Consider the following 21021-nt stretch of genomic DNA (forward strand, 5'->3'; position numbering starts at 1 on the left):
GCCGGCCCTGTTCGCATCGTGCGGCGGCGGCCCCCGCCGCGCGCGCTGGGCTGCGCCGCATGGGCGTACGTAGTTGACGCCGTGCCGGGGCGCCTCAGCGGTGCGCCGGGCCCCTCCGCCGTCGGCCGGTCCTCAGGCGCCGTACCGGTCGTTCGGCTGCGCGGACCAGTGCTGCAACAGCCCCCAGGTGAAATCCGCCACGCCGGGACCGCCACCCGGGAGAGTGAACGCCAGCCGCATCCTGGTCGGGGCGCTGCCCTGCATCGGCCGGGCCGGCGGGAACGCCCGCGCGACCTCGTCGACCGTGCAGGACCACGGCCGCAGATCCTCGCCCGTGCGCAGTTCGGGGCCGGCCTCGCCAGGCGCCCGTACCAGCCACTCGTTCCAGACCGCCCCGCCCGGCGCCACCATCACCTCGAACCGCAGACCGGGCCAGAGCGGTACGGGCCAGAGCAGGGCGTCGCACTCCAGATCGCCGACGGCCCGACGGAAGGTCAGTTCCGGTTCGCCGAGGACGGACCGGTAGCGGGACAGCGCTCCCCGGGCGCGGGGAGCGCGCACCATCGCCTGCCAGCGGCGGTTCGCCTCGCGCATCCCGGCCAGGGAGACGCCCAGTTCCTTGCGGGCGTCGTCGACGAGTTCCGGCTGATGGTCGGCCATGCGGCGCAGCAGGACGAGCTGGAATTCGAGCGGGCCGAACGGGGCGCCGGAGGTGCTGGAGGCGTTGGACGTCATACGGGCCATCCTGCCGGGTGCGCGCGTGCGCGCGTGCTTGTGCGTGGACGGCCGGGAACGGCGCCGTCCGGACCGGACCGGGCCGAGGCGGAGCGCCCGGATCAGGCCCGAGGCGAACCGTTCGGATCGGGCCCGAGGCGGACCGCCGGATCGGGCCCGAGGCGGACCGCCGGATCGGGCCCGAGGCGGACCGCCGGACCGGGCCCGAAGCGGGCCGCCGGACCGGGCCCGAAGCGGGCCGCCGGAGCGAGCCCGAGGCGGACCGCCGGGCCGGGCCCGAAGCGGGCCGCCCGGCCCACGCCGAGCCCGGCCGCCCGGATCGGCGTGAGGCGGGCCGAGCGGACACAGTCCGACATGGGTCGGCATGGACCGGCATAGGCGGACCCGGGTGCCGGTCCGAGCGAGGTCCCGAGACGGATTCCGGACAGGACACGCCCGGGAAAGGGCAGTTCACACAAGACCCTCACAGGCTCGTCTATGCGCGTCGCCCCTGCCCCGCATAATCTGCGGGGCGCCATGGACTACTGCGACCAGTGCCGACGGCACCTCAACGGAGCACTGGCGTGCGCCGGATGCGGAACCCCCGCCGAGGTGCTGGGGCACCAAGCACCCCCACCCCCCGGGCCGCACCACAGCCGCCGCCCGGGACAGGGCGCCGGGGGCGAAGAAGATCACGGAGAGTACGGGGACGCGCCGGACGGTGAGCTTGTCCTGACCGGCCACCACCCCGAGCCGCCCGAACCGGTGCGGCGGCGCAAGCCCTCGCGCCGCCGCAAGGCCGCGCCCCGTTCCCGTACCAAACCGCGCCGCGCGCGCAGCAAACGCGGCCGCAGGGTGCTGATAGCCACCTTGGGCGTGGTGCTCGCGCTCGCCACGCTGAGCCTGGCCGAGCTGGCCATGGAGTCGTCGGACCCGGACCGCGCCACCACCGTGAAGGAGGAGACGACGGTCGACTTCGACGGCGGCCCCGACGACACGGAACGGCCCGTCGCCCCCTCCGATCCCGGACCCGCGCCGTCCGAGGAGTCCGGCACGGGCGGTACGGGCGGTACGGACGGTTCCGCGAGCCCGGGTGCCAGCGGTGCCGCGGGTACGGGGACGTCCGGCGAGGCGTCGGCGTCGTCCTCGGCGTCGCCGGGCGAGCCGGGGGAGAGCGGCCCGGGTCCCTCCGCGTCGGGCTCACCCGGTCCCAGTGATTCCGCGCCCGGGTCGCCCGGTCCTTCCGGGACCACCGGGAGCCCCACGCCCGGCGGCCCGACGACGACGGCCCCGGCCCCGCCGCCACCGCCCCAGCCGGACCCGGAGCCCACCGACAGTTGCTGGCTCTTCATCTGCTTCTGACCCCATACCCGAGGCGCACCCGCGAGGGGTACGCCCGCTACACCACATCCTCGCCCAGCATCCGCCGCAGCAGATCCCGCAGCACCCGCCGCTCCTCCTCCGACAGCCCGGCGAGCGGCTCCCGCGCGAAGACCCCCAGTGAGTCCCGCAGCAGCGCACCGGTCGCCCGCCCCCGCTCGGTGACCGCCGCGAGCTTGACGCGGCGGTCGGCCGGGTCCGGCCGGCGCTCCACCAACTCCCGCGCTTCGAGCCGGTCCACGATCCCGGTGACATTGGACGGCTCGCACTTCAGCTTCTGTGCGATCCGGCGCATGGGCATCGGTTCCAGGGAAAGAAGCGCCAGTACGCGCGCCTGCGCGCCGGTGAGGGAGTGTTTGGCGGCGGCCCGGTCGTACTCCTCGTAGTAGCGGGCCACGACCGCACCGATCAGCTCGATGACGTCGAGGGTCAGTGGGTCCGCGCGTGTAGTGGCCATGGTCACGAGCATAGCCATTTGCTTGACAGCATGAAATATTCAGCGGCATCGTTGTTTCAGTTACTGAAGTATTTTGGAACCGGAAAAGTGATCGTTACTCTGAGCGGATAGGCTCGTCCCAGGCCGTCGTGGTCCGTGGGCGCGAGCCGCGGCGTACAACAGGAGGAACGCACCGCATGAGCATCCAAGAGATCGATGTCCTCTACACCGCCGTCGCCACCGCGGAGAACGGCCGTGACGGCCGCGTCTCCAGCGATGACGGCAAGCTCGACGTCGTCGTCAACCCGCCCAAGGAGCTGGGTGGCAGCGGCGCCGGGACCAACCCCGAGCAGCTCTTCGCGGCCGGCTACAGCGCCTGCTTCCAGGGCGCGCTCGGTGTGGTCGCGCGCAAGGCGAAGGCCGACATCTCCGGCTCGACGGTGACGGCCAAGGTCAGCTTCGGCAAGACCGAGGCCGGCGGCTTCGGCCTCGCGGTCGAGCTGACGGCGTCCATCCCGAATGTGGACGAGGCCACCGCCAAGGACCTGCTGGAGCAGGCGCACCAGGTGTGCCCGTACTCCAACGCGACCCGCGGCAACATCAAGGTCGAGCTGTCGGTCGCCTGACCCGCGTCCGCGCGGCGGCACCCTGACAACAGTGCGTACCGCACCAGCTGAACGATCCAGCACCTGAACACGATCCAGCACCTGAACGACCGAGGGCCGGACCCCATTTGGGGCCCGGCCCTCGGGCCGTATCTCCGACCGGTGCGCTGTTCCGTACTACTTCGCGGATGCCAGCAGCGCCCGGCCCACCTGCGCGAACACGCCCTTCGGGTGGTCACGGAAGAGCGGCTCGGTGCCGAACAGCACAACCGGCGCCCCCTGCGCGGACGTTCCGCTCACGATCGAGGCCTTGCCCGCCGCGTCCGTGGGCCCGCCCGTACCGCTGCCGTTCGCACGCCAGTGGCCCGAGACCACCGGGTTGCCCGTGCCGTACGACTGGTCGGCCCGCACCCCCGGCCCGAGGTCGGTGAACCAGCGCGGCGAGTAGACGAAGGTGTGCGGCAGGGCGCCACCGGTGACCGGGCCGCCCGCGTTGGCCACCCGTACCACTCCGTTGGCATCGCCGTTGCCGGCCACCGCCTTGGCCGCGAGCAGGCCCGCCGCCGTATTGAAGGTGGCGCCCGCCGAGCCGAGGCCGACGACCCCGCCGCCCCCGGTGAGGAATCCGTTCAGCGCCTCGCGCGCCGCCGGGTTGAGCCCGCTGTACTGAAGGCCGGAGGAGACATACAGCACATCGGCCGCCGACCAGTCGAAGCCCGCGTTCAGCACCGCGGTCGACACGGGCACCACCTCGAAGCCCATCTCGCCCAGACCGGCCAGCTCCCCGGGCGTCACCGCCGCGGCGACCCGCGTACGGTGCAGCGCGCCCGTCCCCTTCTCCTTCGTCGCCGCGAAGACGACGCCGTACCGGTCGGCCAGCGTGACGGCCTGGCGGCGCGCCGACGAGGGCACGATCGCGGAACCGTCGGCGGCCCGCCGTACGTTCACTCCCTGCGCCAGCAGGGAGTTGAGGGCGGCCAGTTCCTTCGGGTCGTCCAGGCGCAGCCGCAGATCACCGCGGCCCGAGCTGCCGCCCGCGACCGACCCGGTGGGCGCCGCGGAGTTGACCGTACGGCTGGGCAGGTGCAGCCCGCCGTCGGCCTCCGCCACCTTGTCGACGCTCGCGCCCCACAGCAGCCCGAGGCTCCACCCCGAGATGTCGTACATGGTGGAGACGTCCGCGCTGATGTCACGGCCCTCGGACAGGATCACATTGGCGATCCCGCGCTTGGACTGGTGCATGTCGACGACATACGAACCCGCCGGGTACGAACGTCCCGCCAGCCGGAAGCCGGCGACCGCCCGCTCCACCCGTACGTCATTGGCGATCAGATGGTCCACCAGCCGGGCCGCCGCCGTCGCGGAGCGCTGGCCCTCGCCCGCCGGGATCACATACGCCCGCGGGAAGGTCGTCGTATACACGTCCTCCGGACCGATGCCCGGCACCCCCGGCACGGTCTCCTCGGAAATCGGCCGCTGGGCCTCGCCCGCCGCGCCCCGCCGGAAGGTCTCGATCTGGTCGGCGATCAGCGACGTGCGGTGCTCATAGGTGTAGGTGAGGGTCGCGCGCATCGCCGCGCCCGCGACATCGGTGTTGATCGCGGACCGGCGGCGCAGCTCCTCGACCGGGAGGGTGTCGTACGACGCGTTGTTGACGCGCATCGGGATCTCGACGGTGTGCGAGGCCACCGCGCCCTGGAACGCCATGTACTGCGGAGTGAAGATCGGCGGCCAGTCGTCCCAGCCCTCCTGCTGGTCGCGGAAGGGGATGACGGGCGGCTCGACACCGTCCTTCTCGGGCGTGTAACCGAGGTCGTTCACCGCCTTCTCCATGCCGAGGGCGTTGGCGTAGGTGTTCTTCAGGAACAGGTCGTACTCATAGTTCTCGCCGTGCGGCGGAGTCGTCGGCTCGATCAGCGTGCCGTTGACATAGCCGTGCAGATCGAGCATCACGGCCGGCTGCTTGTCGATGGCGATCTGCCGCATGGCGCGCGTCTCGGGCTGCGAGCCGGTGATGAAGTCCCGGTTCAGATCGAAGCTGTTGCCGTTGGCACGGGTACCGGCGATCCGGCCGTCCGGGTTGGCGGTCACATTGAGATAGATCCGGTTCTTCGCGAGCAGATCGCCGGTCCTGGCGTCCTTCGCCTTCGCCAGCTCCTCGATGAGCTTCAGGGCGGCGTCGGTGCCCTCCCACTCATTGCCGTGGATGTTGTTGTTGATGAAGACCGGGGTCTTGTACGACGACTTGATCCGGCGGTCCTTGGCGGCGGCCGCGGGGGAGTTCTCGATCAGCTCGCGCATCCGGTCCTGCTCGCGGGCCTCGTGCGCGCTCTCGGGGGCGGTGACGGTGACGAGATACAGCTCGTGCCCGCCCGCGGAGCGGCCCGTCACCTCCACGCTGACGCGGTTGCCCAGCTTCTGGAGGGCGTTGAGGCGGGGTGCGAGCGAGTGGTACGGGGTGAGGCCGAGCTTGATCGCCTTGTCGGCCGGGTTCTCGGGGGGTGCGGTGAGGACGGTACGGCGGGGGTAGCCGCCGTCCTTGTGCGGCGTGGGGGTGGTGAGCGCGGTGAGCGGGGCCGCGCCGAAGGCCGTGCCGTCGGCGGTCGCGGAGGCCGGGGCGCCCTTCTCCCGTACGGGGTGCGGCACTTGGGCGGCGCGCCCGGAAGCGGCGGTGGCGGGGAGCGGGGCGAGCAGCAGCGCACCGGCCGTAACGGCGGTGGTCAGCAGAACGGGTCTGGGTATCCCCATACGTCTGTACCCTCCGAGCTTTTTGGGAAATGATCAAAAGCGATCACTGATGGCTAGAATCGATCGGCGCTGATCGGTATGCAGGGTTTACAGGGTGTGCGCCGGAACGACAAGAGGGTGTCCAGCCCGTGGGTAGGGTGAACCCCATGCATGATCTCGGCGCCGGCTTCGGCTACTTGATGAAGGGCCAGCGGTGGGTCGCCCGCCATGGCAAGTGGTTCGGTTTCGGGCTGCTGCCCGGTCTGGTCACGTTGGTGCTGTACGCGGGCGCGCTCGTCGTGCTCTTCTATGGCGCCGACGATCTGACGGCCTGGGCCACCCCCTTCGCCGACGACTGGTCCTCGCCCTGGCTGGGTCTCTTCCGGGGCTTTCTGACCGCGCTGCTCTTCGCACTAGGGCTCTTCCTCGCTGTGGTCACCTTCACCGCCGTGACTCTGCTGATCGGCCAGCCCTTCTACGAGTCGCTCTCCGAGGCGGTCGACCGCGCCGAGGGCGGCGAGGTTCCCGAGTCGGGGCTGCCGCTCTGGCGCGAGCTGCTGATCTCTGCCCGGGACAGCCTCCGGATCCTGGTGCGGGTGACGCTGTACGGAGTGCTGCTCTTCGCGCTCGGTTTCATCCCGGTGATCGGGCAGACCGTCATTCCCGTACTCGGCTTCTGTGTGTCCGGCTTCTTCCTGACGGAGGAGCTGACGGCGGTGGCGCTCCAGCGGCGCGGCACCGAGCTGAAGGAGCGGCTCGCGATGCTCCGCGCCCGGCGGATGCTGGCGCTCGGCTTCGGCGTTCCGCTCACCCTCGCCTTTCTCGTACCGCTCGTGGCGGTGTTCCTGATGCCGGGGGCGGTGGCCGGGGCGACGCTGATGGCGCGCGAACTGGCGGACGTACCGGAGGGCGGCGAGCCGTACGGAGCGGACGGCGGAAGCGGCGAGGGTGCGCCCCGCACGGGCGCACCGCTCACCCTCGACAAATAGGCCTGGTCCGGACTCGGGTCAGGCGGAGTTCAAGAGGTCTCGGCGTGGTCAGAAGGCTCCGGCGGGGTCAGGAGACCCCGGCGGCCACCGCGATGATCGTCCTGATCTGGGCGATGATGTCGAGCCGGTTCTGTACGAATTCGGGGTCGGTCACCGTCCCCGTCGCCGGATCGGTGTTGCCCGCCCCGAACTGGAGGACCGGCGTGTGCACATGCCCGCCCGGGATCTCCAGGCCCAGCCGGTCGCGCAGCAGCGTCGCCCGGTAGGCGATCTCGTTGGAGAGATAGTCCCCGCCGCCGCCCGCACGGGCCGCGGAACCGGGCGTGGGCCCGTCGGGCCGTACCACCGGAGCGGTCGCGCCCGCCGGGATCTCGGTCACCGAGGTGTTGTCGTACACCGGGAACCGGCCGGTGTCCGCCGCCGTGATCGTCTCGTACGGCAGGCTGGTCACCGTCCACTGCGGCTGCGAGGCCGGGTCGGTCACCGGGACCAGCCCGGTCTCCCCGATGTTCTCGTTGTCCCCGAACCCGCCGCGCCAGGCGCCGTTGAAGCGCTCGACATCGATCCGGCCCACCCGGCCCTGGCTCACCGTGGTGAAGAGATCGGCCTTTGGCAGCGGTCCGCGCAGGGCCCGTTCGACCGTACCGTCCGCGAAGTCCCGCCAGCGGACCGGGAAGACGGCCGTCTCGATCCTGGCGGGCCCGTCGGCGGTGCTGATGACCGTGCCGTCCAGCGCGAGCGCGGTCGCCCCCGACGGATTGCTGATCCGGATGTCGCGGTCCAGGGTGAACGGGTCGAAGCCCGTCATCACGATCCGCTTGAGGCCCCGGTGGCCCTTCCCCGCGGGGAAGTCCATGGAGTCCTGGCCGCGCGAGGAACGCTCCAGCTTCTCGATCAGAGCCGAGCGCGCGGCCTCGGAGAGCCGGAATTCCGGCTCCCACGCGCGCAGTTCACGAGTCAGCCCGAGCCTGGCCCAGTACAGCGGCCTGTCGTCGTCCCGGCTCAGATCGCCGAGGGCGGGACCGCGCCCCTGCGCCCGGTCCACCGCCCGCTGCCACAGCCGCGCCCCCTGGCGCTCGACGGTCCGCTCGGCCTCGGCGTACGAGCCCGCGTGGCGCAGTGCCCGTACGAACTCCGGCGCCACCGCGTCGAATCCGCTGCGCCGCAGGATCTCCTGGGGCACGGCACCGTCGAGGCGCTGCTCCTCGACGGTGAACGCCGCCGCGGCCGGGGCGGGTTGGGCCGCGGCCGGCCGGGCGTTGGCGAGCGGGGGCGGGGCGGCGAGCGCGAGCGCGGCGGCGGTGAGCAGGACGAGCCCTGACAGCTCCGGGCGTATCCGTCCTCGTGTCCATATCCGTACACCTATACGGCTCATGGGCCTCATGAGTCTCACGGGAGTCCTTCCGGTTCGGGTGGCGGAAGTATCGCCTCCGTACAGGCTTCCTAATCGTGACTCCGCCCACCGAGGAGGTTCAGGGATGAGTCAGCGCACCCCGAAGCGGTACGTCGTCGCCGAGCGGAACACCTCGCCCGGGCGCAGCACCGTGTCCGGGAACGCGGGACGGTTGGGGGAGTCCGGGAAGTGCTGGGTCTCCAGCGCGATCCCGTCGCCCGGACCGTACGGCCTGCCGTCGAAGTGGTCCCCGGTGTAGAGCTGGAGCCCCGGCTCGGTCGTGGTCACGGTCAGCACCCGCCCCGACACCGGGTCGTACAGCTCAGCCGCCGGATCGTCCCCGTCCAGTACGAAGTTGTGGTCGTACCCGATGCCCACCGGGCGCGGCTTGCGGAAGTCGAAGCGTGTGCCGTCGACCGGCGCCAGCTCCCCGGTCGGCAGGGCGGCCGCGTCCACCGGGGTGATCCGGCCCGCCGCGATCCGCAGCTCGTGCCCGGCGGCGGTGCCACTGCCCGCGCCGCCCAGATTCCAGTAGGTGTGGTTCGTCAGATTGACCGGCGTCGGGGCGTCCGTGACCGCGCGGTACGAGACCGTCAGCGCGCCGTCCGGCTCCAGCGCGTACGTCGCCGAGACCTCCAGCCGGCCGGGGAAGCCCTCCTCGCCGTCCGGACTGGTCCGCGACAGCCGTACGCCGTGGTCACCGGCCTGCTCGGCGTCCCAGACCCGACGGTCGAATCCCCGCTCACCGCCGTGCAGTGTGTTCGGCCCGTCATTGGGCACGAGTCGGTGTGTCCGCCCGTCCAGGGTGAACGCCGCGCCCGCGATGCGGTTCGCGTACCGCCCGACCAGCGCCCCGAAGTACGGCCCGCGCGAGCCCAGATAGCCCGCCACATCGTCGAAGCCGAGCGCCACATTGGCGGTGCTCCCGTCCCGGCCGGGGATCTCCACCGACTGCACGACACCGCCGTACGTCAGCAGATTCACCCGGGTCCCGGCGCGCTCCAGGGTCCACCGGTCGACGGGCGTACCGTCGGGGGCCGCACCGACCCGCTCCGTGCTCATGACAGTCACGAACGAGCACCCTACGCCGGAGCGGCGCGGGCGGCTACGGAGCCTCCACGCGGGTTACCCGGCCACCGGTCACACGCAGCTGGCCACCCGTCGGCAGCCACGAGCCATCGGTCGCTCGGCCACCGCTCACGCGGGCGGGTTCACGGCGGTGATGTTGCGGTACGCGATCTCCGCGAGGCGGCTCTGTCCGTTCTTGCTGGGGTGGAACCAGTCCCAGTGGCTGAGCTGCTCGCCGGTGAACCGGTAGTCGAAGACCGCGCCGCCGTCGTACCGGCAGCGCAGATCCTTCGCGCACACCTCGCCGAGCACCTTGTTGTACGCCACGACCCGCTCGTACACCTGGTCCCTGCGGCGCTGCGCGCGCTCGCTCATGTCCTGCGAGTCCCCGAGCATCGACGCGCAGATCCCCAGCTTCCAGATCTGCCGGCCCAGCGGATTGCCCCGTCCGGTCGACCAGAGGCGCTTGAGATCCGGCACGCTCGACACGTACACCTGCGCCTTGGGCGCCCCCGCGCGCAACTGGCGCATCGACGCCTCGAACGAGGTCCGGAAGTCGTCAACCGAGGTCATCTGTTTCGGCGAGTCACGGCAGGCGTCATTGGCGCCGACCATGACCGTGACCAGCTCGGGCGCGTGCTGGGCGGCCTGGGCCATCTGGCCGGGCAGGTCGGACATCCGGGCGCCGGTCGCCGCCAGGTTCCAGCTCCGCTGCTTGACCGCGGGCGCGCCGAGCAGCCGCAGCGAAAGGCTCCGCACCTCCGCGTCCGTACCCGTCGACCAGGACACCTCCGGGCAGTCCGCCAGCACCACACAGGCGTCAAAACCGCGGGTGATCGAGTCACCGACCGCGGCCACCGAGGACGGGCTGCGGTCCCAGACGGGGGTGGGGCGCGGGGAGGGGCTGGTGCGTTTGGCGGCGGCGTCGGGCGAGGCGCCGCCGAGGGAGTCGCAGCCGGCCAGCAGGCCGGTCCCGGCGAGCACCGCGGCGGTGACGGCGGCGAGCCCGGCGCGCGAACGCCGCTGTCCCGTACGCGCGCCGCGCCGCCCCGTACCCGCGCCGCGCTGCGTAGTGCCTGCGCCGCGCTGTCCCGTACCCGCGGCGGTACGCTCGCGGTCGCCGCGACGGCCCCGGCTCCGAAGGCTGTTGTGCATGTGGCCCCTCCCCGTTGGCTCCTCTGGCGATGCCTGCCGAAGCGTGCCGGTGCTTGTCGGTGTCGTAGGTGTCGTCCGTGCTCGTTGAAGTTTCGCGTCCTCAGGCTTCCGGCGGCGTCCTGCCGAGTGAAAGCTTCGCGCATATCGGGCCCGGGACCGACCGTACGTCACCCCGGGCACCCCGCCGCACGGTAGTTTTTCCCACGTCGAACCAGAGGCGCCTGATCTCTTCGGCTCCGGTAAATTACATCACGTCACAAGCTGTCCCTTTTGCGGAGTTTCACTCCCGATGCTGTTTACTGAGGCCGCTGGGAAAGGCGAACCTCGTCCCACACTGGAGGTCCCGGTGACGACACGTGGAGTTCTGTACATTCACTCCGCACCGCGCGCGATGTGCCCGCACGTCGAATGGGCGGTGGCCGGGGTGCTCGGTCTGCGCGTCCAGCTCGACTGGATTCGCCAGCCGGCCTCGCCCGGCACGTGGCGGGCCGAGGTCTCCTGGAAAGGCCGTCCCGGCACCGCCTCCAAGCTCGCCTCCGCCCTGCGCGGCTGGCAGATGCTCCGCTTCGAGGTGACCGCCGAGCCCTGTCCCACCGCCGAGGGCGAGCGCTACAGCGCCACGCCTGACCTGGGCATCTTCCACGCCGTCACCGGAATGCACGGCGACATCCTGGTCCCCGAGGACCGGCTGCGCGCCGCGCTCGCCCGCGCCCAGCAGGGCGAGACGCAGCTTGAGGCGGAGATCGCCAAGCTGCTCGGCAAGCCGTGGGACGACGAGCTCGAACCGTTCCGGTACGCGGGCGAGGGCGCCCCGGTCCGCTGGTTGCACCAGGTAGTGTGAGCGGGCGGGACCACCACGTCCTACGGTGGTCCCATGGCTGACCAACTCGCAGTAGCAGTCCTCGGCACGGGCATCATGGGCGCCGCGATGGCCCGTAACCTCTGCCGCACCGGACATGACGTCCGGGTCTGGAACCGTACCCCCGCCAAGGCCGAAGCCCTTGTCGCCGACGGCGCGCGGGTCGCCATGACCCCCGCCGAGGCGGTGACCGGCGCGGATGTCGTTCTCACCATGCTGTACGACGGGCCCGCCGCCCTGGAGGCCATGACGGCCGCCGGGCCCGGTCTGCGTCCCGGCGCCGTCTGGCTCCAGTCCACCACCGCAGGTGTCGAGGCCATCCCCCTGATGGCCGATCTGGCCCGTCAGCAGGGGCTGGTCTTCGTGGACGCGCCCGTGCTCGGGACCAGGGGGCCCGCCGAGAACGGGCAGTTGCTGGTCCTGGCCGCGGGCCCCGACGAGGCGCGCGGGCCGCTCGCCTCCGTACTCGACGCCCTCGGCAGCCGTACGGTCTGGCTCGGCGACGACGGCAGCACCGGCGCGGCCACCCGGCTCAAGCTGGTCTGCAACAGCTGGGTGCTGGCGCTCACCGGAGGCACGGCCGAGGCGCTGGCGCTGGCCAAGGGGCTGGGCGTCGACCCGCACCACTTCCTGGACGCCGTCTCGGGCGGCGGTCTGGACTGCGGCTATCTGCACGCCAAGGCCAAGGCGATCCTGGACGACGACTACGAGCCGAACTTCACGGTCACCACGGCGGCCAAGGACGCCCGGCTGATCGTCGAGGCGGGCGCGGCGGAGGACGTACGGCTGGACCTCGCGGAGGCGAGCGCGGAAAGGTTCCGCCGGGCGGAGGAACAGGGCCACGGCGAGGACGACATGGCGGCGACGTACTTCGCCAGCTTCAAGGGCTGATCCCCGGACACGCGATCGCCGGACGGGCTCAGTGCGTTGAGCCCGTCCGGCGATCGGAACGGTGGGGTCCGGCGGTCAGACCGTACGGAGCGCCAGTACGACGTTGTGGCCGCCGAAGCCGAACGAGTTGTTGATCGCCGCGATCGTGCCGGCCGGCAGCTCGCGGGACGTGTCGCGCACGATGTCCGCGTCGACCTCCTCGTCGAGGTCGTCCACATTGATCGTCGGCGGCGCCATCCGGTGGTAGAGCGCGAGGACCGTCGCCACGGTCTCGATACCGCCCGCGCCGCCCAGCAGATGACCCGTCATCGACTTCGTGGCGGAGACGGCGACATGGTCCAGATCGTCGCCCAGGACCCGGCGCAACGCCTTGACCTCGGCGACATCGCCCTGCGGCGTGGACGTCGCGTGCGCGTTGAGGTGCGCGATCTCGGCGGGCTTCAGGTCCGTGTTGTCGAGCAGGTTCTCCATGGCCTTCGCGATACCGCGGCCGGTGGGCTCGGGCTGGGCGATGTGGTGGGCGTCGGAGGACAGGCCCTGGCCCAGCACCTCGCAGTAGACCCGCGCGCCGCGTGCCGCGGCGTGCTCGGCCGACTCCAGGACGATCACGCCCGCGCCCTCACCGAGGACAAAGCCGTCGCGCGCGGTGTCATAGGGGCGGGAGGCCTTGGTGGGCTCGTCGTTGTTCTTCGACATCGCCATCATGTTGGCGAACGCGGCGACGGGCAGCGGGTGGATGGCCGCTTCCGTACCGCCGGCGACGACCACATCGGCGCGGCCGGTACGGATCATCTCGACGGCGTACCCGATGGCTTCCGCGCCCGACGCGCAGGCGGAGACCGGAGTGTGCACGCCCGCGCGGGCGCCCACCTCCAGACTGACATTGGCGGAGGGGCTGTTCGGCATCAGCATCGGCACGGTGTGCGGGGACACCCGGCGCTCGCCGCGCTCCTTCAGCACGTCGTACTGGTCGAGCAGGGTGGTGACGCCGCCGATTCCGGAGGCGATCACGGTGCCGAGGCGGTCGGGGTCGACGGCGGTGTCCTCGCCGGCCTTGGCGGTGTACCCCGCGTCGGCCCACGCCTCCCGGGCCGCGATCAGCGCGAACTGCGCCGAGCGGTCCAGCCTGCGGGCCAGCGGACGGGGCAGTACATCGCCCGGGTCGACCGCCGCCACCGCGGCGATACGGACCGGCAGACCGGCGAACCGCTCGTCTTCGAGCGTGCGGACCCCGGAGCGGCCCGCGAGCAGACCTTCCCAGGTCGATGCGCTGTCGCCACCCAGTGGTGTGGTTGCGCCGATACCGGTGACGACCACGGTGCGATTGGTCGAGCTCACTGGAATTCTTTCTCCACGTGTAGAGGGTGCTGAATTTTTACGGCGCCACCACCGGGTGGCGGATGCCGCGCGATCCGATCAGGCGGGTCAGGCGGCCTGGTGCTTCGCGATGTAGTCGGCGGCGTCGCCGACCGTCTTCAGGTTCTTGACGTCGTCGTCGGGGATCTTGACGTCGAAGCGCTCTTCGGCGGCGACGACGACCTCGACCATGGACAGCGAGTCGACGTCCAGGTCGTCGGTGAAGGACTTGTCCAACTGGACGTCCTCGACCGGGATACCGGCGATCTCGTTCACGATCTCGGCGAGACCGTCGACGATCTCTTCCAGGGTGGCGGCCATGTGGGCGCTCCTTCGATTGTACGCAGAGGGATATATCGGAACACGCTCCGGAAAGATCCGGTGTGCCTAGGGGAGGGTAACGACCGTCGCGGCATAGACGAGACCCGCCCCGAAGCCAATGACGAGCGCGGTGTCGCCGCTCTTCGCCTGTCCGGTCGCCAGAAGCCGCTCCATGGCGAGCGGGATCGAGGCGGCCGAGGTGTTGCCGGTGGTCTCCACGTCACGGGCGACCGTGACGCTGTCCGGCAGCTTCAGAGTCTTCACCATCGAGTCGATGATCCGCATATTGGCCTGGTGCGGAATGAAGACATCCAGGTCTTCCGAGGTGATTCCGGCCGCGTCCAGCGCCTGCTGGGCGACCTTCGCCATCTCGAAGACGGCCCAGCGGAAGACGGCCTGGCCCTCCTGCGTGATGGCCGGGAACTTCTCCACCGTGCCGTCGCGGTAATCGTCCCACGGCACGGTCTGCTTGATGGTGTCCGACTTGTCGCCCTCCGAGCCCCAGACCGTCGGTCCGATCATCGGCTCCTTGGCGGGGCCGACCACCACGGCGCCCGCGCCGTCGCCGAACAGGAAGGCCGTGGCGCGGTCCTCAAGGTCCGTCAGATCGGAGAGCCGCTCCACCCCGATCACCAGGACATGTTCGGCCGAGCCCTCGACGACCATGCTCTTGGCCAGGGTCAGCCCGTACCCGAAGCCGGCGCAGCCCGCGGAGATGTCGAACGCGGCAGGCTTGCCCGCGCCGATCTTGTCCGCGATCTCGGTCGCGACGGCCGGGGTCTGCTTGAAGTGCGAGACGGTCGACACCACTACCGCGTCGATCTGCCCGGGGGAGATCCCGGCGTCGGCGATGGCCTTGCCGGACGCCTCGATGGACATCGCGGCGACGGTCTCCTCGGGCGAGGCCCAGTGGCGGGTGGCGATTCCGGAGCGGGAGCGGATCCACTCGTCGGACGAGTCGATCTTTTCGAGGATCACCTCGTTGGGCACGATACGGGTCGGGCGGTAGCCTCCGACGCCCATGATGCGCGCGTACGGGGCGCCCTTGCTGGGCTTGATCTTCGACATGCTCTCTGGCTCCTATTCGGCCGTGGAGGAGTGCTCGGCGATCAGCGTGCGGGCCGCGTCGAGATGGTCCGGGGTCTTCAGCGCGAGAGTCTTCACACCGGGCAGCGCCCGCTTGGCGAGGCCGGTGAGGGTCCCGCCGGGGCACAGCTCGATGAGCGCGGTCACACCCCGCTCCTGGAAAGTCTCCATGCACAGGTCCCAGCGGACCGGATTGGCGACCTGACCGACCAGGCGCGTCACGATTTCGGCGCCCGTGGCGACCGCCTGCCCGTCCCGGTTCGAGACGTACGGCACGGCCGGATCGGCGACGTCCAGACCGGCGGTGGCCACTTCGAGCTTGGCGACCGCGGGGGCCATGTGGTGCGTGTGGAACGCCCCGGCGACCTTGAGGGCCACCACCTTGCGTACGCCCTCGGGCTTGTCGGCCTCCAGCGCGGCGAGCTGTTCGAGGGTGCCCGCCGCCACGATCTGGCCGGCGCCGTTCACATTCGCCGGTGTCAGACCGAGCTTCTCCAGATGGGCGACGGTGGTGTCGGGGTCGCCGCCGAGGAGGGCCGACATACCGGTCGCGGTGATGGCCGCGGCCTCCGCCATGGCCAGGCCACGGGCCCGTACCAGCCCCAGCGCCGTGTCGTCGGAGACCACCCCGGCCAGCGCGGTCGCGGCCAGTTCGCCCACGCTGTGCCCGGCCGTGGCGCCGACCTCGCGCGCCACGTCCCCGGTGGTGGGGAAGAGCTGACGGGCCGACAGCAGCGCGGCGGCGACCAGCAGCGGCTGGGCGACCGCGGTGTCACGGATCTCGTCCGCGTCGGCGTCCGTGCCGTAGTGGACCAGATCCAGGTCGATGGCGGCCGACCAGGCCCGCAGCCGGTCTTCGGCGCCGGGCAGTTCGAGCCAGGGAGTCAGGAAGCCGGGCGTCTGAGCGCCTTGGCCGGGAGCGACGAGTACGAGCACTCTCACACTCTCTCTTGTGGACGGGTCGGATAGCCCGTGATGACAAGGACGAAGAACCGTCAGGGGAATTGTTGGAGTACGACAAAAGTCTAGGTCTGGGGGTCCCCGTCGGCCAGACGCCCCAAGATGAGCGCAATCCGCAGGGTGAACGCGGATCGCACATCGGAGGGTGACCATCCGGTGACGTCAGTCACACGTCGGAGCCGGTAGCGCACGGTGTTGGGGTGAACGAAGAGCATCCTGGCCGCGCCCTCAAGGCTGCTCGCCTGCTCCAGATAGACACTCAGAGTCTCCAGCAGCGCCGAGCCCGCCTCTTCAAGCGGTCTGTAGATCTCCTCCACCAACTGCTCACGAGCAGCAGGGTCGGAGGCGATGGCGCGCTCCGGCAGGAGATCGTCCGCGAGCACCGGACGCGGCGCGTCCTGCCAGGCGAAGCACGCCTTCAGTCCGGCGGCGGCGGCCTGGGCCGACTTGGTGGCGGCCAGCAGATCGGGCACGACCGGGCCCGCGACGACCGGGCCCGCAGCGTACGGGCCGATCAGCGCCTTCGCGACCTGGAGCGGATTGTCGCTGCCGCCCGCGATCACCACGAGCCGGTCGCCGAGGACCCCGGTGAGGACCTGGAGCTTGGCGTGCCGGGCGGCCCGTCTGATCGCCTCGACGGTCAGCTCGCTGTCGCCGTCGGGGGCGGTGCCGAGCAGGACACAGACATGCTCGGGGGAGTTCCAGCCGAGGGCGGCGGCCCGGGAGACCGCGCCCTCGTCGGCCTCCCCGGAGAGCACCGCGTTCACCACGAGCGACTCCAGCCGGGCGTCCCAGGCGCCACGGGCCTCGGCGGCCTGCGCGTACACCTGAGCGGTGGCGAAGGCGATCTCCCGCGCGTAGACGAGCAGTGCCTCACGGAGCGCGGACTCGTCGCCGGGCGCCGCGACCTCCTCGATCGCGGTCTCCATGACCTCGATGGTCGTCCGCACCATCTCGACGGTCTGGCGCAGGGTGATCGCCCTGGTCAGCTCGCGCGGCGCGGTGCCGAACACATCGGTGGAGATGGCCTGCGGGGTCTCCGGATGGCGGAACCACTCGGTGAACGCGGCGATTCCGGCCTGGGCGACCAGCCCGATCCAGGAACGGTTCTCCGGGGGCATCGCGCGGTACCACGGCAGCGTCTCGTCCATGCGGGCGATGGCGTTCGCGGCGAGCCGTCCCGAGGACTGCTCCAGCCGGCGCAGTGTCGCGGGATGCGGATGGGGTTCGTTCGAGGGTTCAGGCACGGGACAAGAGTGCCTCATCCCGGCAGCCCGCCGATGGCTCGGGGCTACCGTTGAGCTGTGATTCTCCTACGGCGCGCAGCGCAGCGGTATGCCGGTGGTGACCCCGGCGCGGGCATCGAGTCCCTGCACGCCTTCTCGTTCGGGCGGTTCTACGATCCGGACAATCTCCGCTTCGGCGCGGTCCTCGCCTGCAACGAGGAGCGGCTCGCGCCGGGGGCCGGGTTCGGTGAACACCCGCACAGCCATACGGAGATCGTCACCTGGGTTGTCGAGGGCGAGCTGACGCACCGCGACTCGGCCGGGCACGCCACGGTCGTCCGCGCGGGCGATGTCCAGCGGCTCAGCGCGGGCGGCGGGGTGCGGCATGTGGAGCGCAACGACGGCGACCGCCCGCTGGTCTTCGTACAGATGTGGCTCGCGCCACTGGAGCCGGGTGGTGAGCCGCGGTACGAGATCGTCCGCGGCATCGCCGACTCCACGCCGTACGCCCTTCCGCAGGCCGGCGCGATGCTGCATGTACGGCGGCTGTGCGACGGCGAGCGCACGGCGGTGCCGGACGCGCGGTTCGTGTACGTACACGTGGTGCGCGGCGGGATACGGCTCGGCGGGCCGGGTGGCGAAGCGGGCGCCGAGCTGACCCCTGGTGATTCGGCGCGGGTCACGGACGCGGAAGGGCTCGAACTGGCCGCGGGTCCGGCGGCGGAGGTGCTGGTGTGGGAGATGTCGGGCTGAGCGTCCCGTAGCTGCACGGTTTCGTAGCCGCGTGGTCCCGTGTTCGTAGTCGAGTCGTCCCGTGGCTGAGTCGTCCCGCAGCCGAGCGGTCCCGCAGCCGAGCGGTCTCGTGGGCGAGCGGCCTGGCGGGCTCGGCGGCCCGGCGCTCGGGTCAGGCCGCAGGCGTACGCAGCTCGGTGAGTATCGCGTCCGTGAAGGGCGGCCACGCCTCCACCGCCCAGGGCCCGAACGCCCGGTCCGCCAGCGCCACACACGCCGCCCCCGCGTCCGGGTCGATCCACAGGAACGTACCGGACTGCCCGAAGTGTCCGAACGTACGCGGCGACGACAACGCGCCCGTCCAGTGCGGGGACTTGGTGTCCCGGATCTCGAAACCCAGCCCCCAGTCGTTGTTCTTCTGGTGGCCGTAGCCGGGCAGCACGCCCGACAGCCCCGGGTGCACGACGCTCATCGCCTCCAGGACCGTGCGCGGATCGAGCAGCCGGGGCGCCTGGACCTCCGCCGCGAACCGCACCAGGTCGTCGACCGTCGAGACGGCGTCCCTGGCCGGCGAGCCCTCGAAGGTGGTCGACGTCATACCCAGCGGTTCGAGCACCGCCTCGCGCAGATAGTCCGCGAAGGGGATCTCGGTGGCCTTGGCCACATGGTCGCCGAGCACCTCGAAGCCCGCGTTCGAGTACAGCCTGCGGGCGCCGGGCGCGCCGGCCGCGCGGTGCTGGTCGAAGGCGAGACCGCTGGTGTGCGCGAGGAGATGGCGGACCGTGGAGCCCTCGGGCCCGGCCGGTTCGTCCAGGTCGACGGCCCCCTCCTCGTACGCCACCAGCACCGCGTACGCGGCGAGCGGCTTGGTCACGGAGGCGAGCGCGAAGCGCCGCGACGTCGGGCCGTACGACCCGGCGACGCTGCCGTCCACTCGTACGACGGCGGCCGCCGCGGTCGTCACCGGCCAGTTCTCGATCAGCGCCAGGCTCTGCATGGCACCGAGCGTAGAGGACTCAGAAAGTCAGTCTCATGGAGGGATCGGGAGTACGGACGAACCCCAGCGAGGCATACAGCGGCTCGCCCTCCTGGGACGCGTGCAGATCGATCTTCCGCACACCGCGCTCCCGGTACCAGCCGAGCAGCGCCTCCATGCACGCCCGCGAATACCCGCGTCTGCGCAGCCCGGGATCGGTGGCGACATTGAAGACATAACCGAAGGCGCCCGTGGGGTTGCCGGGACCACCGAGCCGGTACTCGATCGTTCCGGTCGCGCAGGCGGCCAGCCCGCCCGGCCGGCCCGGGGCGTCCACGACGAACGCGATCAGGGCTGACTCCGGGTCCGCGAGCCTCTTCCGCAGGGTCTCGGCCGTGGGCGCCTGCCAGCCGGTGTCGGGGTCCGGCCTGCGGACGGAGTCGAGCATGACCTTGCGGAGTCTGACCAGTTCTTCGGCGTCTGCGGGCACTGCCCGGCGTGCTTGGCTCATGGCCCAGAGTCTCGTCCACGCCGCCACGAAACTCGTATCATTTTTCGCTTGCTTCGAGTGCACTCAAGGGATCTAGCGTTGAACATATGACGCTGACCGAGAGCAGCCCGGCCCGGACCGATCGCGTTGAGCAGTGCGCGGCGGCGCCGCGGCGGCATCCGCGCCCCGACGGCCAGGACCGCTACACGATCAGCGAGGTCGCCGCCTACACCGGACTCACCGCGCACACGCTGCGCTGGTACGAGCGGATCGGTCTGATGCCGCATGTCGACCGCTCGCACACCGGGCAGCGCCGCTTCAGCAACAAGGACCTGGACTGGCTGGCCTTCGTCGGCAAACTGCGGCTGACCGGGATGCCGGTCGCGGACATGGTCCGGTACGCCGAGCTGATCCGCGCGGGCGACGAGACCTTCGAGGAGCGGCAGGAGCTGCTGGAGCGGACCCGGCGCGATGTGCTGAACCGGATCGCGGAACTCCAGGACACCGTCGCCGTGCTCGACCACAAGATCGGCTTTTACGCGGACGCCCGCTGGGCGTCGGAGAGGTCCTGAATCCCGATGAGCGAGAACACGATCGACACGGTACGGCTCGGGGCCGGCGGCCCGGAGGTCGGCGTCCAGGGGCTCGGCTGCATGGGCATGAGCTTCGCGTACGGGCCGACGGAGGACCCGGACGAGGCGCGCGCCACGCTGGAACGCGCGCTGGAACTGGGCGTGACGCTGTACGACACGGCGGACGCCTACGGGGCGGGCGAGAACGAGAAGTTCATCGCGCCGTTCGTACGGGCGCACCGCGACGAGATCGTGGTGGCGACCAAGTTCGCTCTGAGTATCGACCCGGCCGACCGCACCAAGCGAGTGATCCGCAATGACCGGCCGTACCTCCGGCAGTGCGTCGAGGGCAGCCTCCAGCGTCTCGGTGTGGACGAGATCGACCTCTATTACATGCACCGGCGTGATGTGAACGTCCCCATCGAGGAGACGGTCGGCGCCATGGCCGAGCTGGTGACGGAGGGGAAGGTCAAGTATCTGGGGCTCAGCGAGGTCACCAGCGGCGAGCTGCGCGCGGCCCAGGCGGTGCATCCGATCGCGGCGCTCCAGTCCGAGTGGTCGCTCTTCAGCCGGGACATCGAGGCGAAGGTCGTCCCGGCCGCTGTCGAACTCGGCGTGACGCTCGTGCCGTACTCGCCGCTCGGCCGCGGCTTCCTGACCGGCGCGTTCGTCAACGCCGAACAGGAGCTGGGGGCCGACGACTTCCGCCGACAGCAGCCCCGCTTCACCGGGGACAACGCCGCCGCGAACGCCGCGCTGCTGGAGCCGGTGCGCAAGATCGCGGCGGCGCGGGACGCCACGCCGGGGCAGGTCGCGCTCGCTTGGGTGCAGCAGCGGGCGGCGGTGTACGGGCTGCCTGTCGTACCGATTCCGGGGACGCGGAGGCGGAGGCGGGTGGAGGAGAACGTGGCGGCCACGCGGCTGGTTCTGAGCGAGGACGAGCTGCGGTCGCTGGAGCCGATCGCGGGGCAGGTGGCGGGGGGACGGTACGCGGACATGGCGTTCACTTCGGCGGGGCGGGAGTAGCGCGAGTAGTACGTAGCGGTCTCTGTCCGCTGCCCCGCTGTCTGCTGTCCGTTGCCCGG

Annotated in this window: 21 protein-coding genes; 8 read left to right on the top strand and 13 right to left on the bottom strand. The window is 71.1% G+C overall.

Annotated features, from left to right (window positions below):
- Positions 1-132 precede the first annotated feature (132 nt).
- On the bottom strand, positions 133-735 hold the full coding sequence (locus ACFU9P_RS09190) for a hypothetical protein (RefSeq protein ID WP_384078411.1): 603 nt from the start codon (positions 733-735) through the stop codon (positions 133-135).
- A 477-nt stretch (positions 736-1212) separates the two neighbouring features.
- Here ACFU9P_RS09190 and ACFU9P_RS09195 point away from each other — a divergent pair, with 477 nt between their 5' ends.
- Positions 1213-2076, top strand: coding sequence for a hypothetical protein (locus ACFU9P_RS09195; protein ID WP_384078412.1), 864 nt, complete (start codon positions 1213-1215; stop codon positions 2074-2076).
- A 37-nt stretch (positions 2077-2113) separates the two neighbouring features.
- Here ACFU9P_RS09195 and ACFU9P_RS09200 read toward each other — a convergent pair whose 3' ends face one another.
- Entirely contained in the window at positions 2114-2551 is a 438-nt protein-coding gene (locus tag ACFU9P_RS09200; protein ID WP_376377179.1) for a MarR family winged helix-turn-helix transcriptional regulator, read from the bottom strand.
- A gap of 176 nt (positions 2552-2727) precedes the next feature.
- On the opposite strand from ACFU9P_RS09200, the gene ACFU9P_RS09205 reads away from it, so the two are divergent.
- Positions 2728-3156 carry an organic hydroperoxide resistance protein gene (locus ACFU9P_RS09205; RefSeq protein ID WP_217308767.1) on the top strand — a complete coding sequence of 143 codons (429 nt, stop codon included), beginning with the start codon at positions 2728-2730 and terminating at the stop codon, positions 3154-3156.
- A gap of 156 nt (positions 3157-3312) precedes the next feature.
- Here ACFU9P_RS09205 and ACFU9P_RS09210 read toward each other — a convergent pair whose 3' ends face one another.
- Positions 3313-5883 (bottom strand): M14 family zinc carboxypeptidase, encoded by a 2571-nt coding sequence (locus ACFU9P_RS09210; RefSeq protein ID WP_384078413.1) that lies wholly within the window; start codon positions 5881-5883, stop codon positions 3313-3315.
- 146 nt (positions 5884-6029) lie between these two features.
- Between ACFU9P_RS09210 and ACFU9P_RS09215 the strand changes: the two genes are divergently transcribed.
- Complete coding sequence (locus ACFU9P_RS09215; protein WP_384078414.1) at positions 6030-6851, top strand: EI24 domain-containing protein; 822 nt, start codon at positions 6030-6032, stop codon at positions 6849-6851.
- A 67-nt stretch (positions 6852-6918) separates the two neighbouring features.
- Here the strand turns inward: ACFU9P_RS09215 and ACFU9P_RS09220 are convergent, their stop codons facing one another.
- From ACFU9P_RS09220 to ACFU9P_RS09230, 3 genes are all read right to left on the bottom strand, one after another.
- A complete protein-coding gene (locus ACFU9P_RS09220; protein WP_384078415.1) occupies positions 6919-8226 on the bottom strand; it encodes a pyroglutamyl peptidase in 1308 nt (435 codons plus the stop codon).
- A 108-nt stretch (positions 8227-8334) separates the two neighbouring features.
- The gene (locus ACFU9P_RS09225) at positions 8335-9306 is read right to left on the bottom strand and encodes an aldose epimerase family protein (protein WP_376377371.1); all 972 of its coding nucleotides are present in this window, start codon (positions 9304-9306) and stop codon (positions 8335-8337) included.
- Positions 9307-9441: 135 nt separating this feature from the next.
- Positions 9442-10467, bottom strand: coding sequence for an SGNH/GDSL hydrolase family protein (locus tag ACFU9P_RS09230; RefSeq protein WP_384078416.1), 1026 nt, complete (start codon positions 10465-10467; stop codon positions 9442-9444).
- A gap of 346 nt (positions 10468-10813) precedes the next feature.
- On the opposite strand from ACFU9P_RS09230, the gene ACFU9P_RS09235 reads away from it, so the two are divergent.
- Positions 10814-11308, top strand: coding sequence for a DUF3145 domain-containing protein (locus ACFU9P_RS09235; RefSeq protein ID WP_046502808.1), 495 nt, complete (start codon positions 10814-10816; stop codon positions 11306-11308).
- 33 nt (positions 11309-11341) lie between these two features.
- Positions 11342-12217, top strand: coding sequence for an NAD(P)-dependent oxidoreductase (locus ACFU9P_RS09240; RefSeq protein ID WP_384078417.1), 876 nt, complete (start codon positions 11342-11344; stop codon positions 12215-12217).
- A gap of 75 nt (positions 12218-12292) precedes the next feature.
- On the opposite strand, the gene fabF is transcribed toward ACFU9P_RS09240, so the two are convergent.
- The 5 genes from fabF to ACFU9P_RS09265 form a co-directional block, all read right to left on the bottom strand.
- Entirely contained in the window at positions 12293-13555 is a 1263-nt protein-coding gene (fabF, locus tag ACFU9P_RS09245; RefSeq protein ID WP_376377194.1) for a beta-ketoacyl-ACP synthase II, read from the bottom strand.
- Between the two features lie 87 nt (positions 13556-13642).
- A complete protein-coding gene (locus ACFU9P_RS09250; RefSeq protein ID WP_046502803.1) occupies positions 13643-13894 on the bottom strand; it encodes an acyl carrier protein in 252 nt (83 codons plus the stop codon).
- A 66-nt stretch (positions 13895-13960) separates the two neighbouring features.
- Positions 13961-14962, bottom strand: a complete 1002-nt coding sequence (locus ACFU9P_RS09255) for a ketoacyl-ACP synthase III (protein WP_376377197.1) — start codon at positions 14960-14962, stop codon at positions 13961-13963.
- Between the two features lie 12 nt (positions 14963-14974).
- Positions 14975-15916 (bottom strand): ACP S-malonyltransferase, encoded by a 942-nt coding sequence (locus tag ACFU9P_RS09260; protein WP_384078418.1) that lies wholly within the window; start codon positions 15914-15916, stop codon positions 14975-14977.
- A gap of 89 nt (positions 15917-16005) precedes the next feature.
- The gene (locus tag ACFU9P_RS09265; protein WP_093592304.1) at positions 16006-17205 is read right to left on the bottom strand and encodes a CdaR family transcriptional regulator; all 1200 of its coding nucleotides are present in this window, start codon (positions 17203-17205) and stop codon (positions 16006-16008) included.
- A 42-nt stretch (positions 17206-17247) separates the two neighbouring features.
- Here ACFU9P_RS09265 and ACFU9P_RS09270 point away from each other — a divergent pair, with 42 nt between their 5' ends.
- Positions 17248-17919, top strand: a complete 672-nt coding sequence (locus tag ACFU9P_RS09270) for a pirin family protein (protein ID WP_384078867.1) — start codon at positions 17248-17250, stop codon at positions 17917-17919.
- A 151-nt stretch (positions 17920-18070) separates the two neighbouring features.
- Here ACFU9P_RS09270 and ACFU9P_RS09275 read toward each other — a convergent pair whose 3' ends face one another.
- A complete protein-coding gene (locus ACFU9P_RS09275; protein WP_384078419.1) occupies positions 18071-18895 on the bottom strand; it encodes a serine hydrolase domain-containing protein in 825 nt (274 codons plus the stop codon).
- A 19-nt stretch (positions 18896-18914) separates the two neighbouring features.
- Positions 18915-19385, bottom strand: coding sequence for a GNAT family N-acetyltransferase (locus tag ACFU9P_RS09280; RefSeq protein WP_384078420.1), 471 nt, complete (start codon positions 19383-19385; stop codon positions 18915-18917).
- Positions 19386-19471: 86 nt separating this feature from the next.
- Here ACFU9P_RS09280 and ACFU9P_RS09285 point away from each other — a divergent pair, with 86 nt between their 5' ends.
- Both ACFU9P_RS09285 and ACFU9P_RS09290 read left to right on the top strand, forming a co-directional pair.
- Positions 19472-19936: a MerR family transcriptional regulator gene (locus tag ACFU9P_RS09285; protein ID WP_376377206.1), complete on the top strand. Its 465-nt coding sequence runs from the start codon at positions 19472-19474 to the stop codon at positions 19934-19936.
- Between the two features lie 6 nt (positions 19937-19942).
- On the top strand, positions 19943-20962 hold the full coding sequence (locus tag ACFU9P_RS09290; protein ID WP_384078421.1) for an aldo/keto reductase: 1020 nt from the start codon (positions 19943-19945) through the stop codon (positions 20960-20962).
- Positions 20963-21021 lie beyond the last annotated feature (59 nt).

This window comes from Streptomyces sp. NPDC057617 (genome assembly GCF_042800555.1).
In the GTDB taxonomy this organism is placed as follows: Bacteria; Actinomycetota; Actinomycetes; order Streptomycetales; family Streptomycetaceae; genus Streptomyces.

What these genes read in the sequence shown, in the direction of transcription:
- ACFU9P_RS09195 (WP_384078412.1), top strand. Translation starts at nt 1,213, where the DNA reads ATGCGCGTCGCCCCTGCCCCGCATAATCTGCGGGGCGCCATGGACTAC.
- ACFU9P_RS09285 (WP_376377206.1), top strand. Translation starts at nt 19,472, where the DNA reads ATGACGCTGACCGAGAGCAGCCCGGCCCGGACCGATCGCGTTGAGCAG.
- ACFU9P_RS09265 (WP_093592304.1), bottom strand. Translation starts at nt 17,205, where the DNA reads ATGAGGCACTCTTGTCCCGTGCCTGAACCCTCGAACGAACCCCATCCG.
- ACFU9P_RS09280 (WP_384078420.1), bottom strand. Translation starts at nt 19,385, where the DNA reads ATGAGCCAAGCACGCCGGGCAGTGCCCGCAGACGCCGAAGAACTGGTC.
- ACFU9P_RS09215 (WP_384078414.1), top strand. Translation starts at nt 6,030, where the DNA reads ATGCATGATCTCGGCGCCGGCTTCGGCTACTTGATGAAGGGCCAGCGG.
- ACFU9P_RS09290 (WP_384078421.1), top strand. Translation starts at nt 19,943, where the DNA reads ATGAGCGAGAACACGATCGACACGGTACGGCTCGGGGCCGGCGGCCCG.
- ACFU9P_RS09210 (WP_384078413.1), bottom strand. Translation starts at nt 5,883, where the DNA reads ATGGGGATACCCAGACCCGTTCTGCTGACCACCGCCGTTACGGCCGGT.
- ACFU9P_RS09220 (WP_384078415.1), bottom strand. Translation starts at nt 8,226, where the DNA reads ATGAGCCGTATAGGTGTACGGATATGGACACGAGGACGGATACGCCCG.
- ACFU9P_RS09275 (WP_384078419.1), bottom strand. Translation starts at nt 18,895, where the DNA reads ATGCAGAGCCTGGCGCTGATCGAGAACTGGCCGGTGACGACCGCGGCG.
- ACFU9P_RS09240 (WP_384078417.1), top strand. Translation starts at nt 11,342, where the DNA reads ATGGCTGACCAACTCGCAGTAGCAGTCCTCGGCACGGGCATCATGGGC.
- ACFU9P_RS09200 (WP_376377179.1), bottom strand. Translation starts at nt 2,551, where the DNA reads ATGGCCACTACACGCGCGGACCCACTGACCCTCGACGTCATCGAGCTG.
- ACFU9P_RS09190 (WP_384078411.1), bottom strand. Translation starts at nt 735, where the DNA reads ATGACGTCCAACGCCTCCAGCACCTCCGGCGCCCCGTTCGGCCCGCTC.
- ACFU9P_RS09255 (WP_376377197.1), bottom strand. Translation starts at nt 14,962, where the DNA reads ATGTCGAAGATCAAGCCCAGCAAGGGCGCCCCGTACGCGCGCATCATG.
- ACFU9P_RS09225 (WP_376377371.1), bottom strand. Translation starts at nt 9,306, where the DNA reads ATGAGCACGGAGCGGGTCGGTGCGGCCCCCGACGGTACGCCCGTCGAC.
- ACFU9P_RS09250 (WP_046502803.1), bottom strand. Translation starts at nt 13,894, where the DNA reads ATGGCCGCCACCCTGGAAGAGATCGTCGACGGTCTCGCCGAGATCGTG.
- ACFU9P_RS09230 (WP_384078416.1), bottom strand. Translation starts at nt 10,467, where the DNA reads ATGCACAACAGCCTTCGGAGCCGGGGCCGTCGCGGCGACCGCGAGCGT.
- ACFU9P_RS09205 (WP_217308767.1), top strand. Translation starts at nt 2,728, where the DNA reads ATGAGCATCCAAGAGATCGATGTCCTCTACACCGCCGTCGCCACCGCG.